The organism is Klebsiella sp. GL120222-02 (assembly GCF_003097195.1).
In the GTDB taxonomy this organism is placed as follows: domain Bacteria; phylum Pseudomonadota; class Gammaproteobacteria; order Enterobacterales; family Enterobacteriaceae; genus Klebsiella; species Klebsiella variicola.
In genome coordinates this window covers 325244-341942 of record NZ_QEQO01000007.1, presented here as the reverse complement: position 1 = coordinate 341942, position 16699 = coordinate 325244, and the positions used below count along the sequence as shown (strand labels likewise).

Annotated in this window: 13 protein-coding genes and 3 pseudogenes; 1 reads left to right on the top strand and 15 read right to left on the bottom strand. The window is 56.9% G+C overall.

Annotated elements, in window-relative coordinates; genetic code table 11:
* From N438_RS28365 to tssK, 9 genes and pseudogenes are all read right to left on the bottom strand, one after another.
* Positions 1-92, bottom strand: a 92-nt coding sequence (locus tag N438_RS28365; protein ID WP_032444339.1) for a hypothetical protein, incomplete at its 3' end; no start/stop codon positions are given.
* A gap of 45 nt (positions 93-137) precedes the next feature.
* Complete coding sequence (locus tag N438_RS21090; protein ID WP_109848624.1) at positions 138-1028, bottom strand: SUMF1/EgtB/PvdO family nonheme iron enzyme; 891 nt, start codon at positions 1026-1028, stop codon at positions 138-140.
* A 21-nt stretch (positions 1029-1049) separates the two neighbouring features.
* A pseudogene (locus N438_RS28895) lies at positions 1050-1130 on the bottom strand (hypothetical protein); the annotation flags it as partial.
* Positions 1131-1345: 215 nt separating this feature from the next.
* Positions 1346-2408: pseudogene (locus tag N438_RS21085) on the bottom strand (hypothetical protein).
* Between the two features lie 921 nt (positions 2409-3329).
* Positions 3330-5816 carry a type VI secretion system Vgr family protein gene (gene vgrG / locus N438_RS21075; RefSeq protein ID WP_116696483.1) on the bottom strand — a complete coding sequence of 829 codons (2487 nt, stop codon included), beginning with the start codon at positions 5814-5816 and terminating at the stop codon, positions 3330-3332.
* Positions 5817-5966: 150 nt separating this feature from the next.
* Positions 5967-6091: pseudogene (locus N438_RS28355) on the bottom strand (hypothetical protein).
* Between the two features lie 183 nt (positions 6092-6274).
* Positions 6275-7972: an OmpA family protein gene (locus tag N438_RS21070; RefSeq protein WP_082227738.1), complete on the bottom strand. Its 1698-nt coding sequence runs from the start codon at positions 7970-7972 to the stop codon at positions 6275-6277.
* 3 nt (positions 7973-7975) lie between these two features.
* On the bottom strand, positions 7976-8629 hold the full coding sequence (tssL, locus tag N438_RS21065) for a type VI secretion system protein TssL, short form (RefSeq protein ID WP_032733241.1): 654 nt from the start codon (positions 8627-8629) through the stop codon (positions 7976-7978).
* Positions 8626-9966 (bottom strand): type VI secretion system baseplate subunit TssK, encoded by a 1341-nt coding sequence (tssK, locus tag N438_RS21060; RefSeq protein WP_032730679.1) that lies wholly within the window; start codon positions 9964-9966, stop codon positions 8626-8628. Before tssK ends, tssL begins: the two co-directional genes overlap by 4 nt.
* 631 nt (positions 9967-10597) lie before the next feature.
* On the opposite strand from tssK, the gene N438_RS21055 reads away from it, so the two are divergent.
* Positions 10598-10927: a gamma-glutamylcyclotransferase family protein gene (locus tag N438_RS21055; protein WP_023340377.1), complete on the top strand. Its 330-nt coding sequence runs from the start codon at positions 10598-10600 to the stop codon at positions 10925-10927.
* Positions 10928-10984: 57 nt separating this feature from the next.
* On the opposite strand, the gene N438_RS21050 is transcribed toward N438_RS21055, so the two are convergent.
* The 6 genes from N438_RS21050 to dgoR all read right to left on the bottom strand — a co-directional run bounded on the left by N438_RS21050 (position 10985) and on the right by dgoR (position 16647).
* The gene (locus N438_RS21050) at positions 10985-11932 is read right to left on the bottom strand and encodes a 2-hydroxyacid dehydrogenase (RefSeq protein WP_116696482.1); all 948 of its coding nucleotides are present in this window, start codon (positions 11930-11932) and stop codon (positions 10985-10987) included.
* Positions 11929-13242 carry an MFS transporter gene (locus N438_RS21045; protein ID WP_080783043.1) on the bottom strand — a complete coding sequence of 438 codons (1314 nt, stop codon included), beginning with the start codon at positions 13240-13242 and terminating at the stop codon, positions 11929-11931. The genes N438_RS21050 and N438_RS21045 overlap by 4 nt, the downstream gene beginning before the upstream one ends.
* Before the next feature lie 94 nt (positions 13243-13336).
* Positions 13337-14485: a galactonate dehydratase gene (gene dgoD / locus N438_RS21040; protein WP_008804354.1), complete on the bottom strand. Its 1149-nt coding sequence runs from the start codon at positions 14483-14485 to the stop codon at positions 13337-13339.
* Positions 14482-15099 carry a 2-dehydro-3-deoxy-6-phosphogalactonate aldolase gene (locus N438_RS21035; RefSeq protein ID WP_023340379.1) on the bottom strand — a complete coding sequence of 206 codons (618 nt, stop codon included), beginning with the start codon at positions 15097-15099 and terminating at the stop codon, positions 14482-14484. Before N438_RS21035 ends, dgoD begins: the two co-directional genes overlap by 4 nt.
* Positions 15044-15961: a 2-dehydro-3-deoxygalactonokinase gene (locus tag N438_RS21030; RefSeq protein WP_012541312.1), complete on the bottom strand. Its 918-nt coding sequence runs from the start codon at positions 15959-15961 to the stop codon at positions 15044-15046. The genes N438_RS21035 and N438_RS21030 overlap by 56 nt, the downstream gene beginning before the upstream one ends.
* Positions 15958-16647: a D-galactonate utilization transcriptional regulator DgoR gene (gene dgoR, locus N438_RS21025; RefSeq protein WP_022066201.1), complete on the bottom strand. Its 690-nt coding sequence runs from the start codon at positions 16645-16647 to the stop codon at positions 15958-15960. The genes N438_RS21030 and dgoR overlap by 4 nt, the downstream gene beginning before the upstream one ends.
* Between the last annotated feature and the right edge of the window lie 52 nt (positions 16648-16699).

Genomic DNA, 16699 nt, shown 5'->3' with positions numbered 1-16699 from the left:
TGCTGGTCGTCGATCATGGCAAGATATTCTGACATCAGGCTATCCGGGACAGGTTTAAATAGTCTCTCCGGTTTATTGGAACATTCATTCAACGTTGTTGCTCCGGTTAAAATGATATATGTCACCACCAAACGACATTATTTATTGATGACGCAACGGAAAACATACTGCGGACCAACACCATATTTTTCATAGTCACCATCAACTTCTTCTGGGAGTGGTGAAGCAGATTGTCTAAACATAGTCAATGCGTACTGTCTGTCACCGCCAACATTCCCGCGCAGGACTTTTTTAGTACCCTGCGCAGGCCCCTGAGGATCGTTTACCGGAGAATGAGAGTAATAATCTGCTGCATACCAGTCATTGGTCCATTCAGAGCCACTGAGTCCCATATCATACAGACCTAAGGGGTTTGGCGGGAACTTCCCTATTGGATAAAAAGGAAGTCCAATACCATCAGTATAACTATCCAGTTCGTCCTGGTTCGGGAAATTTTTCCCGGGTAAAAGCTCACCATTGTTGGTAGCAAACGGAAGATACTGCCCTCTGGATCTTGCTGCATACTCCCATTGCGCCTCTGTCGGCAAATCAATTTTTTTACCGGACTCCTTACCTAACCACTGACAATAGTCTTTTGCCTGTTGCCAGGTCACATTTGCTGAATAATCATCGGATAATAAAGATGGATGATTTTTCATAAATGGACCTACCGGCAGTGCTCTTTTATTAGTAAGTTTTGAATACTCTTTATAATTCTTATTAATAACCTTATATTTTGATATTAAAAAATCACTTAACACAACCTTATGTAATACCTTATCATCCTGGTTTATGCTGAAAGGCAGTTTTTCACCGACTAACGGTCCAAAATCTCCCATTAAAAATTCGCCGCCCTGTACGGCGACCATGTCAGAAAGCGACTTAGCAACAAGCGCTTCAGACAAGGTTTTACGCTTTTCAGTACTCTTCTGGTCGCACCCGAGCAGTAAACTGGCGGCAACAGAAGCAACTACGATTAATTTTCTCATCTTATCACCTCAGCCATTGCATCAGGCAGTCATTGTCCCCGTCGGGTGCTGGTCGTCGATCATGGCAAGATATTCTGACATCAGGATATCCGGAATAGGTCTAAATGGTTCATCCGGGCCAACGGAAACCGGAAGGTTATTATGCAATAAGGTGAGCTTTTCGCCATAATTGGTATAGAAAAACAATTTTCGTTCTCCAATGCCTAAAAACTTAATCACATCTTTTTCATTCAATTCTTTATTACCTTTCTTCTCCCCTGGCGACAACGTCAAATGCTGCATAACATTGTTATAATCTGCCTGACTTTGTACCCACTTCAGTGCCATAAACACCGCTTGCTTTCGCCTCTTGAGAGGACCGAGCTTCCAACTGTTAACGGAAAAAAAATCATTATTTTGATTGCGAGGGTCAAGCCAGTCCACCCAATTCTGATCAATTAATGTGGCAATCACTGCCCCTTTTGTTTCTGGAGGAGTATATTTTAGCTGATCCGGATTAGACAAAATACTATACATTAAATCAATTCGTTTTCCCTCATCACTAATCTGATTACTCAAGTTAACTAACACTCTAGTTACATCGATGTACATCGCATCAATTGCCTGTATCCCTTGCGCAGCCATAATAATAGGAATTGCACATAAAGATCGAAAGGCATCCCCTGCCATCATCTGCTCAAGCTTCTGATAATCAACATTCCTTAGCATAAGCATAAAACTCTTCATAAAAGCCGCAAAGCTGCTGCCATCAACTTCAAAACCGACTTCCCCTTTGGCCCCCACTCCCCAACATAAAGCCGCTTTACAGTAAATACGAAAACGTCCCTGAATATAGGTGATATAAAAAACCCCACTTCCCCCAGCGCCTGCCTGCACCGTCATCCCCGCTTCCAGTTTGGCTATCGCGGCAAACTTCTTCTCTTTATTGACAATGGGTTTGTTATCTTTCTCGACACCTATAGCTACTGGCGTATCATCAGGATGCGGGTCAAACCACTCAATGGCACCACTGATATTACCTCCCGCCTGAGCACCAACAAAAACACCAATTTCACCTCCCCCCTGTGCTTCAGGTATCGTTGAGGTCTTTAAATTCACCTGCTGCTGTCCTGGCAACGGTGGAGCAGTCAGGGTTGCAGGACGGCCTTTAATGCCATAGCCCTTTCCCATTTCTCCACTCCAGTCTACTGTCACCCCTAATTCAATTGCAGCACTGGCACCAACGCTACCTGACAATACCAGTTTCATGGCAAAACGCAGCGCTCCCATATTACAGACACCATCCGGTGTCTGTGGCGTCACTTTTTTCGCCGGAAATAAAAGGCTGACACCTAACCTGTCCGGCAGGTACAGGGCCATTTCGGCCTTCGCCTCCCCCAGTGCAAAACTGGCATGACCTTCTATTTTTCCCTCCAGTTTTTTTTCTGACGGATTATATTCCGCTGATGCACCCCCTCCATGGCTGTAGCGCATCAGTTGAGCCTGCGCGCTAATATCAACATACTGGTGATAAACAGATTCGTCGACTTTACCATCCCCCTTTGGCCAGGTCAGAGATTTGTTCATTTCCTCTGCCCAGTGACTGACAATAACATTCGTATCGTCAACAAGATCGAATTTCAGTGAAACAGGTACGTTACTTAGTTGTTTTTTTAGTTCTGCTGTATCTATTTTTCCCTGACGTATGGTTTTATTAACCTGATTACCATTCGCATCCTGAGAAACAATAGTTTTGTTTTTATATTTTATGAAACTGGCTTCACCACTTTCTTTATCAACTTCGCTGAGCTTATATGTTCGCCACTGGTGTTTTATTTTATCGGAACGCACATAAGTTTTCTTGAACCCTTTCACTGTGTTATTTTTAAGCGGAATAAGTTCCATTATACCAATGGCAGTATCTTTCATTTTATCATTAAGCAATTCCCCCTCCGGAGGATTCGCTGTTAGTGACATAAGCTCTTTCCGCAAAGCCTGATTTGCTTTGTTTAAGGCTTCATAGGCTTTAGTGATTTCACTTTCAAATTTTCTTGCTGGCACTCTGCCTGCCTGAGTGATTGCTTCAAAATTAATATCATCAAGATTTTTTTGCGCCTGTTTCTGAGTTTCAAGCAAGCCAGACAGAAAATCATGCTCCTGTTCGATAATTTTAGTATCTGAAGCCTCCAGAAAAAGCAATGTTGCGCTACCTGGGTGAAAATAACATTCTGGGCCATATTTTCCTTTTACAACCGTTCCCGTCCCTTGTACCGATGTTTTACTTTTCTCTTCTCCGGTAGCCATATGCTATTCCTTCATTCTTTAAAGTAATTCTATATGCAGGGCATCAGGCAGGGCAGTATAAACTGCAACAGTTTTACCTTCCGCATCGGTCCTGCCTTCAAATACTTTACCTTCACCGGTTGTTATCCTGTACCGGGTAAAAGGTAAAATCTCCCCGGACTCTTCATCTTTTGCAGTAAAAAACTCACTGAAACCGACGGGAAGCTCAGGTTTGTTTGCATCATAATCAGCTGCGCCCATTTTCTGCACATTGGCCGATTTCAGCAGAATATTCCCCGGGCAGCCCAGCTCGATATTGCCACCACTTAGCCTGATATACGCTCCCGCACAGTTGACCACCAGTTCCTTCGCCGCCGTGATTTCCACCCGGCCTTCCACGCTGGTCACGGTGATATCCTTTTTCGCCGTCGCCTCCAGCGCATCATCCTGCGCCTGGATTTCCATCTTTCCCTTCGCCGCAAACAGCTTCATCCCCGCCTTTCGCGCCAGCAGGCTGACGGCTTCTCCCGCCGCCACCGTAAAACGTTTCAGCGCACTGATGTCCGTATTCTGCTGTGACACAATCCCCACGCTGGCGCTACCCGAAGACAACCGTACCGCCTGCGGACTGCTGATGCTCACGCCCTGCGGCGCATTCAGCACTATCCCCGGCTGCGCCAGCTCTTTCAGCGCATCGTTCAGCGTCTGCTGGTTGCCGGTATCCGATGGCAGGGCCTGAGCCGATTCCGCTGCCGACGCCAGGCTTTTCGCAATACCCAGGGCATTTTCAAGCTGCGCAATCGCCTCCTCCATTGCCAGCATCCTGTCGCCTGCCGAAGGCTGTTTATCCGCACTGATAAACACCCCCGCACCGCCCCGGATGCTCACCCATTTATCCGTACGCAGTTCCGCACCCTCGCCCCGCAACTCCCTCTGCGCATTCACGTTATGCCCCAGGTTGAGCTGCGTCTTGCCGCCGTACTCGGTGCTGAGCTTGATATGTTCCTCGTCGCGCTTATCCTCCATTCGCAGCTTATTATTGGCCGGAGTACGAATCACATTGCGGGTGCTGTTTTTCTCCGTCACAGGGTCGACATGCCGCGAGTCGTGCAGCGCATGCGCAATGTACGGCCGGTCAGGATCGCCTTCGTGGAAAGCAATCGCCACCTCCGTGCCCTGGATCAGCGGGAAGTGAAAGCCGTACACGTCGCCGCCGTAGGGTTTGGCGAGACGCACCGGCATGCTTTCCTGACCCTGCCCTTTCTCCTCTCTGTCAGCGTCAAATTTCACCCGGTACAGGCCGGACGCATCCTGCCAGGCGTAGATATCATTCGCCTTCGCGCTGGTCACCCGCGCCGTCATGGTGCCAGTCACCTTCGGGCGCGGCAGCAGCGGCGGACGCCAGCACAATGTTTCGCTGTAGGGCACCGCCAGCAGGGACACCCGCAGCGCCTCCCGGCGGCTGGCGGTAAAACCGGTGCCGGTGATTAACAGCGGATCCTGCACGGGCGCAGGCAGGGTCGGTGGGAGGCTGTCGGTAACGGTCAGCACCTGGGCCGGCGCCAGCCAGGCTGCAGTACTGCTCGCGGTAATGAGCGTCTGGTGAGCCAGAAAACGCTCATGGTCGAGGCGGGCATAGAAGTTGGCGGTCTCCGTCTGCGGGTCGATTTTATCGCCACGCTCCAGGTGGCGAAGCTTATAGTGGTATACCTCACCGTAAGTGAGGCCTTCACCATTTCCCCGGGTCATATCCGCTGTTGCCGACTGGAGAACGCTCTGCGCATCGCGGGGGTTATAATCCCGGGTAGTGACGTTCGCCTCTACGACGTTATGCGTGATGCTCAGACCCCATATCGATTCCGTACCGCTGTCGCTCATCCCGGACGGGCTGTTTACAGGAAGTGTTTTATCGAACATCAGCGCCCGCTGCGCGTCGGCGAAGTGGACCACTTCGCTCTGCGCCTCTTCCTGCAGGGTGAAGAAATAAAATATCCCCACCTCTGCCAGCAGGCGCTGGATAAATGCCAGGTCGCTCTCCTGATACTGATTAATTTGCTCGCGCCGCGGATAGTGTTGCTTGAGATTAAACTCATACTCCCAGTCATGCAGGTGATGTTCCTGCAATACCTGCTCCACCACCTCCGGTACCGATTTGTTGACGAAAAAACGGTGGCTGCGAAACTGTTTATCCAGCAGGGAGAGAAACGGCTGGAGGGTTATCTGATAGGTCGACTGATCTTCAGAACGATTGACGCGCCGGAAGGTGGTAATCACACCATGGACGCGTTTGCAGTCCGCCAGCTGCTGCAGTGCGCCGCCGCCCATCGTCAGCATGGCGGGTTTGCTCAGGAGCTGTGCGGCATCGATGTTTTTCTCTGCGCTGGTAAACGTAATGGTGTAATAATAAAGTTCACTCAGCTTTTCTGCACCACTGAATTCTTCCACATCCAGCGATGCGGTACATGAAGGAATATCCAGCTGGTAACGGTTAAGGGTGGTGCCGGTAATCATTGAAAAGGTATCCATTATATTCCTGTTTTACTCCGCAGTAATGACCACCAAAAATCAATTAACAGGATGCACTGTTTAATTTTGTTTAATGATAATCATCTCATTCATCATAAATATATTTATGTGCATATCGATATCTCAGATACCCCACCAGGAATTTCATTACTAAAAGGCAACCCCAGGGATATTTATATTCACTGACTGAGAAATAAAAAGAGCAGCCAGAAACCGGAACCTTCAACGTTTATCGCCGCCAGCATTTCTCTGGCACTGTCCTTAGCGCTATCCATGCTGATCTCCTTTATCCATCCCCTTTCCTGCGCTTCATCCCCGCAGAGGCCCCGCTTTGCCGACAAGATTGACTGGCTGCAGGCACGCTACCGCCCATCGCTGTTTCCTGTTTATCAGGAACCCGTAGCGCACAGGGTCAGGCAGGCAGATTGTTATTCAACGTCCGCGATCGGGTTCGCGGGTTACTTGGTTTCGTTTTTTAAGGCGTCAGCCCCGGCTCCTGACGTATTAGCCGTGCCCGGTGTCAGACAGGCGTCCTTCTGCGGGACCAGACTGATCTCCACCCGGCGATTTTTCGCCCGCCCCTCTGGCGTCTCGTTGCTGGCGACAGGACGACTTGCGCCGTAGCCCTGCACCGCAAAACAGCTCTCCGGCACATCGCCGGTATCGCGCATCCAGTCGCGGACCGCCTCGGCACGCTTCAGGGAGAGTTGTTGATTGGATTTATCGTTGCCGATGCTGTCTGTATGGCCTGCCACCACGATCAGCCAGCCGGGTTTCGCCTTAATGCCCAGCAGCGAGTTCACCAGCAGCTTTGTCGAACCCGGTTTCAGCGTCGATTTGCCGGTATCGAACAGCGCCATGCTATCGAGGCGGATCGTCTGCGGCCCCTGCACAACCTGCTTAATGACCGGACGCGGCGGCGGGGGCGGCGCCCAGTCATTGATAGCGGCTTCCACGAAGGGGATCAGCCGCATCCCCTGATACAGCCCCAGCCGGTAACGCAACGGCTCTCCCCGGCGCAGCCAGTCATCCAGCTGGCGGCTGTCGGTACGCAGACGCTGCTGCGCCTGCAGCTTCGGCGTCGGCGGCGTGCCGCTGAGGCGGTGATACACCGCCAGATGATCGCCGACGCTGCGCACCAGGCGCTGGTTGTTGATAAAGGAAGCCAGCATCGCCAGCGCCAGAAAGAGGAAGCCCACGCCAGCGGCAAGACCGGCATCGCGCATCCGGCGGCTGACCCCGTGGCGGTGCGGCAGTGACGACAGAAGAAGATCCGGCAGCGGGTGAGGACCTGGCGCCGCGGCGTTGCCCGGGGAGAGCGTGGTGATCCCGGCGATTTGCTGTTGCCAGAGGTTATTTGCCACCGCCGCCACCGGTGTCAGGCAGATGCCCGCGGCACACAGGTTCAGCGGAGGAAGTTCCGCCTGCCGGGCGCGGAATGGCCGGAAAAGAGCGTTTTCGGCCAAGGTCAGAATGCTCTCCAGCCACAGCGTCTGATGCAGGCGTGAGGCAGGGCTGCCCTCCAGCAGCCACTCGGCAACCGACTGGGGCACTTGACCCTTCTGCTGCACCTGGAAACCAGGCCTCTCCGGCGTGACGGTAAACCAGCGGCTTTCCCCTGCCTGGCCGCCTGGCGGCGTCACCCAGAACACGCTCCACACCGGCGGCAGACCGTTTAGCCAGGTTCGGCACTGAACGATACTCCGCCGCCAGTCGCGTAGCGACTGCGCCAGTTGCTCCCCGGAGGGGTGGTGCTCCGGTACCACCGCCAGCAGCACGGAAACCTGCGATACCAGCGCCGGACGCGCCGCCGCCAGGTACTGGGCCAGCAGCGGCAACTGCTCCGCGCTGTCTCCCCGTAGATACCAGCCGTGACGGGTTTCGCAGTGCGCCGAACGCCCGGGAAACAGACCGTCGGTATCCCCGCAGACCAGAACCACCGCCCCCTGAAAATCCTCGGGCGGCAGGACGATTTCCGATCGCTGACGGCTGACTGCCCGGCGACGCTGACGCCAGAGCGCCGCGCCGCCCACCAGCAGGATGCACAGACTGACGATCACCTGGTTGCCTATGGACAGCGGCCAGAAGCCCAGCACCAGCCACAGGGCCAGGATGACGGTCAGTAGCGTAAGCAGACGACGGGCGTTATCACGCATCTCTTATCCCTGCCCTGCTATCTTCGCCACCATCTGTGACAGCACGGCGGAGAAGGTCAACCACAGCGCGGCCAGCGCCACAATGCCAACCGCCCAGCCGCACCAGTACATCCGCCGTCCGCTGCGCAGCCGGGAGGCACGAACCACCACCGGCGCCTCCTGGGTCAGGCTGAACGGCGGGACCCGCGCGCCAAGCGCATGCGCCACGTCCTCACGCCGTTCGTCATCCTGGGCGCGGTACTGCCCGACAAACCCCAGTTGCAAAGTACGATAGAAACAAGTCAGCACTGCCGCATCCGCCGTGGGCTCTCGCAGCAGCTGGCGGATCCGTTCCCAGAGCTCTTCCCCGGCGTTGAGAGTGCTGAAAAAACGCGCCTGCAGCGGATCCTTGCGCCACCTGCGGTAGCCATCATCCTGACTGGCGCGGTTGAGGACGCTCTCATCGAGCAGCGCGCAGTAGGCATAGAGCATCTGCTCAGCGCTGGCGTCACTGATTCCTGCCGCCGTCAGCGCCTCGCGCGCCTCGGTCACCCATCGACAGGCCTGACGATAGAGCGCCTCGCCATCGGTCACCGGCTGGCCGCAGCGTAACTGGCTGACCATCAGCCAGCCCGGGTAAAAAGTTTTGTTGATCAGATCGCTTTCAGAGGTATTCATGAGCGCAGTACCGCAAAGAGTTCAAGTTTCACGTCGCCAAGCGATTCCGGGGTATAGAAGGTGCAGTTGCCGGCCTCCAGCATCGCGCGGGCGGCATCGGTGGAGAGATCCAGAGCGAAATATTGATTTTCCAGACGTAGCGGAATGGCCGCCGGCACGTGGCTCAGCGGTTTGATCGCGATGCCGCTGAGGGCAATGTTGACGACCTCGGCGACATCATCATGACTACCCGCCTTACAGAGCTGCGGAAAGCGGCTCTGTAGCTGGTGAGGGGGGAGTGAAGAGCGCACCGACAGATAAAAATCCGCCCCCTCGCGCAGCCGCGCATCGTGCAGCCTGCCCCGCCAGATCTCCCGGTCGGCGCCCTGCTCCAGAGCGATGGCGATCACCCTTGAGGGTAGGCTGACTTCGAGCAGCGTATCCAGCAGGGCAAACAGCGGCGGGAATACCTGCTCCGGCGAGGCATGCCGGTAGCGGGGGATAGCTTCCAGATGATGTTCAAGGGAGAAGGTCATCAGACTGCCGGCCAGCCTGGCCAGTTCACGATAGAGCAGCTCCGGATGGCGCGAAGGGTCCTGATGCAGCTCGCTGAGCACCGGCTCGGCGCTGTTCAGCGCGTTGAGCAGCCAGAACAGGGAAACATCCGCCACGGCAAAATCAGCCATCCGCGCATTGCTTTCACGGCGCATGGCCATCAGGCGTCTGCGTCGGGCCTGCAGGCGATGTAACAGCTCGCCCAGCTCGCTGACCAGCGTCGGGCTTGCCGCCAGCGACAGCAGCGGCGGAATGAATTCCGGGTCAACGATCCACTGCCCCTGGGCGTCGCGCACCAGACGCGCTACCGGGCAGGTAAGGAAGGCCGCGTTTTCCTCGGTGGAGAGACGCAGCGTCAGCGCGTGGCGCAGAACGGCCAGCTCGCTGCGTTCATGGCCGGCCAGCTCCTGCACGGTCACCTGCTCGGCGCGCCAGCGGCGCGGGCGGGCGCTCTCCTGGCCGTCATCAAGATTGCCGCCGCTGGCGCTGAGCAGCGGCAGAGCAAGCACAACCTCCACACTGTCCAGCATCACGCCCGAGACATCACGGACCGGTGGCAGAGTATCCGCCAGCTCGGTGTCAATCAGCGTTCCGTCGGCGAAACGCACGATCAGCCGGGTGGCGTTGAGCCGGGAAAGGGTGAGCGCGCTGGCGTCAAACTCCGCGCGCAATACCCCCCACGGGTGGGCGAGCGCCATGCGGGAGACCGTATCGGCGACGTGCGCGTCCCAGCGGGCCTGTTGCTGAAACTGCTGCGGGACCAGAAAAGCCCCGTCGCGCCATAATGGGCGGAAAATCTTCATTGCACCTCCTGTGCCTTTCGCTTTCATCTGTCTGCAGACAGGACCAAATGCCGCGGCGGATATCCTTCATCCGCCGTACGTTCGCCTCAGCCTCTGCCTTTGCTCTGGCCTGTTCATCACTAGCGGTTTTTCTCCCGAACGTCGTTCGGCTCGATTTATTGCCTGCCGCTTCAGGGAAAGGAAATATCAACTCTGCCCGCGAGGGTTTAGAAGTCAGATGGTATTCTTTGTACAAGGGAGGTTTATCATAAAGCGAAAAAGCCAGGGGAGGTAACGCCTGGCCCTAAATAATATCTGAATTCAACCTACGGCTGCTTTTATGGCTCTTGTTTAATCCATTGAGAAGGAATATTCCATAAGCTATCGTTTTATTATTTCCCCATTGAATTTAATTAGCGAATTAGTCTCTCCGTCAGGCTTATTTATATTGATCTTAAATATAAATAATAATAAAAATATCATCGCAATCGATATACCTTCATTAGCGCCGAGGCCAAAGCGTTCCCCGGCATCAGAGAGATGCCCGGAGGAGTGCCCCGCCCCACCCGGCCATTGCCAGGCGCTGAATTACCCCGTATTTTGGTTTTCCGCTCCGCTGTGGGCGGGTATCAGGGCGAACGAGAGAGAGAAAATGAAACCGCTATTTGTCTATGGGACGCTCTGTCCCGGTCGCAGCAATGCGCACATTCTGGAGGCGATCGGGGGCGAGTGGCGTCCCGGCTACGTCACCGGCACCTTTTACGCGTGCGGCTGGGGCGCAGCCGCCGATTTTCCGGGGATCGTCCTCGACGCTCACGGCCCGCGGGTCAACGGCTATCTGTTCCTGTCCGATCGGCTGGCGGCGCACTGGCCCATGCTGGACGACTTTGAGGAGGGGTACGATCGGGTGCCGGTGGAGGTGACCACCGACGATGGACAGCAGGTCAGCGCCTGGATTTATCAGCTTCAGCCCCGGGAGTAATCCCCGCCGCGAACGCGCTGTACAATACAGCAGCCCAGCGCGTTCACGGCTTTGCGGTCAGTCCGCCAGGCTTTCCGCCACTGGAGTCAGCAGCGCCTTCTTCTCAGCCCAGCAGGCAACGTTATCGAGCACCAGTTGCGCCATCGCCGCGCGGGTACTCCAGGTGGCGCTGGCCATATGCGGTGTGACGACCACATTACTGCGCTGCAGCAGCCCGGCCGGTACCGCCGGTTCATGGCTGAAGACATCCAGCCCCGCCCCGGCGATAATCCCGCTCTCCAGCGCGGCAACCAGCGCGGGCTCATCAATCACGCTGCCGCGCGAGATATTGATGAGGATCCCTTTCTCCCCCAGCGCCGCCAGCACCGGCTGGTTAATGAGCCCCTGGTTTGCCGCCGTTCCCGGCGTGCAGATAACCAGAAAATCACTCTCCGCGGCCAGGGTCAGCAGATCTTCCCGCCAGGCATAATTTAGCGCCGGGAGACGCTTGCGGTCATGATAAGCAATCTGCATGGCGAACCCCTCGCAGCGCCGGGCGATGGCCTGGCCGATGCGCCCCATGCCCACGATGCCGACCCGCGAACCGGAGACTTTTTGCGTCCACGGAAAACCGCCCGCCGCCCACTCGCCCGCTTCGATAAACTTGTGGGCGGCGACGATCTGCCGCGAGGTCGCCAGCATCAGGCCCAGCGCCAGATCCGCCACATCGTCGGTTAACACCCCTGGCGTATGGCTGACCCGCACCTGGTGCTCAGCGGCCGCCTGCACATCCACGCCGTCATAGCCGACGCCAAAGACGGCGATCAGCTCCAGCGCAGGCAGGCTGGCGATCAGCTCTCGCGTCACGGTGGCTTCGCCGTTGGTGATGAGTACGGTAAAGGTGCCGGCCAGCGCGCGAAAGTCGGCATCGGTGAGTGCTGTCAGCTCCACGAGGTGATAACGTCGCGCCAGTTCCGCGGTCAGGGCATCCGGGAGCGAAGCCTGTTTTAACACGTTCAGTTTCATAGCTTATCTTCTTTCAGAGTGTGGAAGGCGGAGGGTTTCTGGCCGCTCCGGGAGACGATGATGCCGATAACTCCGCCGAGGGCCAGCGCCACGGCGACGATCAGCAGTCCGGAGTGATAGCTGTTGGTCAGGTCCTTAATCTTCCCGAGCAGCGGCGGCAAGCCTAAGCCGACAAAATTGGCGATGGTGTTGATAAATGCAATGGAGGCCGCGGCCGCCACGCCCGCCAGCTTCTCGGTGGTCACCGCCCAGAACACCGGCGTTAGCGCGAAATTGAAGCCCACGGTGAGCACCAGCAGCAGATAGGCAACCAGCAGGTTGCCGGTATAGATGGCGACAGCCAGCGAGAGACCGGCCAGAATCAGCGGCAATCCCATATGCCATGCCCGCTCGCCGGTCAGATCCGAATGACGGCCATTGAGGTACATAAACAGGCAGGCGAAAATAAACGGCACCGCGGACAGCAGACTAATGACCACATCGCTCTGCTCGCTGACCATACTTTTGAGGATCAGCGGTAAGAAAAGCGTGATACCGATGGAGCCGAACGCCTGCAGAAACCAGACCAGACTCAGCAGGAGTACCACTTTATTTTTCAGCGCACTGAACCAGGAGGCGTGTTGATTAACTACCGCGCCGCGGTTATCAGCGGCAATCTGCGCCGTCAGCCAGCCTTTCTCCGCCTCAGAGAGCCATGCCGCCTTTTGCGGGCTGGAAGGTAGCAGCCAGAGCACCAGCGCCCCCAGCACGATGGCGGGAACCCCTTCAATGGCGAACAACCAGCGCCAGCCGGCGACATCGGCAATGCCATGCATATTTAAAATCAGCCCCGAGACGGGCAGCCCGATGATCGACGCCAGCACCGATCCCATATAAAAGAACGACATCGCCCGCGCCCGGTTGCGCTTCGGAAACCAGCAGGAGATATAGTAAATAATCCCTGGGGTGAATCCCGCCTCCGCCATGCCGAGTAAAAAACGCATAATATAAAGCTGGGTCGGCGTCTGGACGAACGCCATGCCGGCGCTCACCATTCCCCAGGTGATCATTATTCTGGCGATCCAGATCCGCGCCCCCACCCGGGTCATGATCAGGTTGCTGGGAATTTCGAAAATAATATAGGAAATATAAAACATGCCGACCCCAAGGCCGTACATGCTGGCCGTTAATCCCAGATCGGCGTTCATTTGCAGCGCGGCAATTGAAATATTGGTTTTATCAAGATTGGCGACAAAATAGCAGATAATAATAAAGGGGATGATTTTGCTGTTTAGCTTTTTTAATGTAGAAGTACAGAGTTCAATGCTCATAATAATAACCCCATGACTTTGCCTCGGGCAGGGGAAGACCGCCCGCGCCAGGCAAAGATTGATATTAAGAATCGCAGCAGGTATTAACCGGGGACTACCACTCGGCGACCACGCCATCGGCAAGGCGCCAGACGGGGTTCCGCCAGTCAGGAGCGCGTCGGCTCATCTCAATCACTTTCTCTTCGTCGATATCGACCCCCAGCCCCGGTTTCATTAACGGCTTAAAGTACCCCCCCTCCATATTGAAATCGGCTTTGTTTTTCACGAAGTCGAGTAACTCGGCGCCCTGGTTATAGTGGATCCCCATGCTCTGCTCCTGGAAGACAGCGTTGTAGGAAACAAAGTCCACGTGCAGACAGGCGGCCAGCGCGATGGGGCCTAACGGGCAGTGCGGAGCCAGCGACACGTCCGCCGCTTCCGCCATACCGGCGATTTTGAAGCATTCGGTGATGCCGCCAGCGTGAGAGAGATCGGGCTGCAAAATAGCCAGGCCGCCGGCCTCCAGCACCCGCTTGAACTCAAAGCGCGAGAACATGCGCTCGCCGGCGGCCAGCGGGATCGCAGTTTGCGCCGCCAGCCGCGGGTAGTACTCCGCCTGCTCGGCCAGCACCGGCTCTTCGATAAACAGCGGCCGATAGGGTTCCAGCTCTTTAATCAGCAATTTCGCCATCGGCGCGCTGACGCGACCATGGAAATCGAGGCCAAATTCAATGTCGTTGCCAAATGCTTCGCGGATCTGCGCCACCGTGTTCACCGCCGCATCCACCGTGCGCGAACTGTCAATCATCCCCATTTCCTGACAGCCGTTGAGTTTGAAGGTATCAAACCCCATCCCGCGCAGCGTGTTAATCCCGGCAATGACCTCGGCAGGCCTGTCTCCTCCCACCCAGCTGTAGGCTTTGATTTTATCGCGCACCAGGCCGCCCAGCAGCTGCCAGACCGGCGCATTTAACGCCTTCCCTTTAATGTCCCACAGCGCCTGGTCAATACCGGCGATCGCGCTCATCAGGATCGGTCCGCCGCGATAAAAGCCGGCGCGGTACATAACCTGCCACAGATCGTTGATCCGCGCCGGATCCTGGCCAATCAGATAGTCCCCCAGCTCATGTACCGCCGCCTCCACGGTGCGCGCCCGGCCTTCGACGATCGGCTCGCCCCAGCCGACTATCCCCTCGTCGGTTTCAATCTTGAGGAACATCCAGCGCGGGGGTAAACGCCAGGTGGTCAGTTTGGTTATTTTCATTTCACAGCCTCTTGATACGCCCTAACAAATGCGGCGGCCTGCTCTGCGGTCCGCGTTACCGGCTGACCGGCGCGATAGAGATCGCTGCCCAGCCCCGCGCCCGCACAACCGGCCTCGATCCATTGCGCCAGGTTTTCCGGCGTGACGCCGCCGACGGCAAATACCGGCACCGACGCGGGCAAAACCGCTTTCAGCGCCCTGATGTAGTCGGGGCCAAACGCCGAAGAGGGAAAAATCTTCAGCGCCTGCGCCCCGGCCTCCAGCGCGGTAAACGCCTCGCTTGCCGTCGCGCAGCCGGCGCAGACGGTCATCCCGTGCCCGACGGCCCGGCGGATCACCGCCGGCTGCACATTGGGGGTCACCACCAGCCGCGCCCCAAGCTGCGCCAGCCGATCGACCTGCGCTTCCTGCAGCACCGTTCCGGCGCCAATCAGCGCCTGCGCGCCGTAGGCCTCGACCACGGCCGGGATGCTCTGCTGCCATTGCGGTGAATTGAGCGGGATCTCCACGGTGTCGAACCCGGCGGCGATCGCCGCGCCGACGTGCGCCAGCGCCTCGTCAGGGGTGATGCCGCGCAGAATAGCGATCAGCGGAAGTGAGGTTTGCCACTGCATGTACGATGCTCCTTATACCAGCCAGAAAGGCATCGTCGCCCGACACTGTCGTCACCTGGCGGCCCAGCAGCTGAAATGCCTGCTGATAGCGCGCGGAGAGGGACGGGCCGGCAACGATCGCGATAGCCTGTTCGTCGGCAATGAAGGCGCGCATGCTGGCCACCTCCGCGCCAATTAACAGGCCGGATAGATACTCGCTCACCTGCTCCCGGGCCAGCGCCCCCAACAGGTGCGCGGCGCGGGTCTCAAAAAGCTGTGGCAACACCGCGGGCGCGGCCAGGCCGCGCGCCAGCCCGGCGTGAAACGCCGCCGGCGCAGCCTGCTGCTCGGGTAATCCCGCACCGATCAGGGAGTGCGTCAGCAGCAGATGGTGCAGTTCGCCGGTCATCACCGTGCGAAAGTCCTCAATCCGCCGGCCGTCGGTTTTGACCCATTTGCAATGGGTGCCGGGCATGACGTACACCGCCGCAGGGGCCAGCAGGCGTGCGCCGAGGAGCTGTGTCTCTTCGCCGCGCATGACGTTGTGGTGGTCTTCGCGGGAAGTGCAAAGCCCGGGGACAATCCAGATCCCTTCATCTACGGCGGTCAACTGGTTGCCAATGGCCGTGAAATCGGCGGGAAGCGGTAAATAGGGCGCGTTCTTCCAGCCCACGTTGCTGCCTACCATTCCCGCCATGACCACTGGGGTACGCCCCTCGCGCCAGCCATGGATTTGTGTCGCTAACACCGCTGCCGGCGATTGACCGTTCAGGCGGGCGATCCCCGCCGCCGACTGTCGGCTGTCGAGGCAGCGTTCGCCCTCAAACAGCCAGGCGCGAAAATTGGTCGATCCCCAGTCAACAGCGATGTAGCGAGATGTCATGTGATTTCCTTCAGTCTTCGTGTCGAGCTGGCGATCATGGTGAGCGCCGCCTGCTCTGCCGCGTTGCTGTCCTGATGGCGAATCGCATCGAACAGCGCTTTATGTTCCTGGAGCGTTTGCGGCATGTTGGCCTCATCCCCCATCCAGGTCCGTTCAAATATCGCGCGCTGCAGCGAGCTAATCGCCACGCTGAGCTGCTGCAGCACCGGGTTATGCACTGACGCCAGCACCGCTTCGTGATAGCGAATGTCGGCTTCATTAAAGGCATCGCGCTGCTGGTTGTTGGCGATCATGTCATTCAGCGCCGCCTCAATCTGCGCCAGATCGCTGGAGGTGGCCCTCTCTGCCGCCCAGCGGGCTATCGCCGGCTCCACCAGATTACGCACTTCGCTCATCGCCGCGATGAGCCCCGGGTCTTCATCCTGTTCCAGCGCCCATTGCAATACGTCGCTGTCGAGGAAATTCCACTGGCTGCGCGGCGCGACGAAGGCGCCGCGATAGCGTTTCATCTCAATCAAGCGCTTCGCCTCCAGCGAGCGAAAGACTTCGCGGATGATGTTGCGGGAGGTGGCAAACTCCTCGCACAGGTCAGCCTCCGCCGGCAGCGCCGCGCCGGGAAGATATTTGCCGCTCACAATCTGGCGGCCCAGGGTCACCATCAGCCGATCGGTTTTAGTCAGGTTCATAGCGTGTCCTTAACGGGGTTATGCCCGGTTACTTTACTCCGTTCAGCGCGTT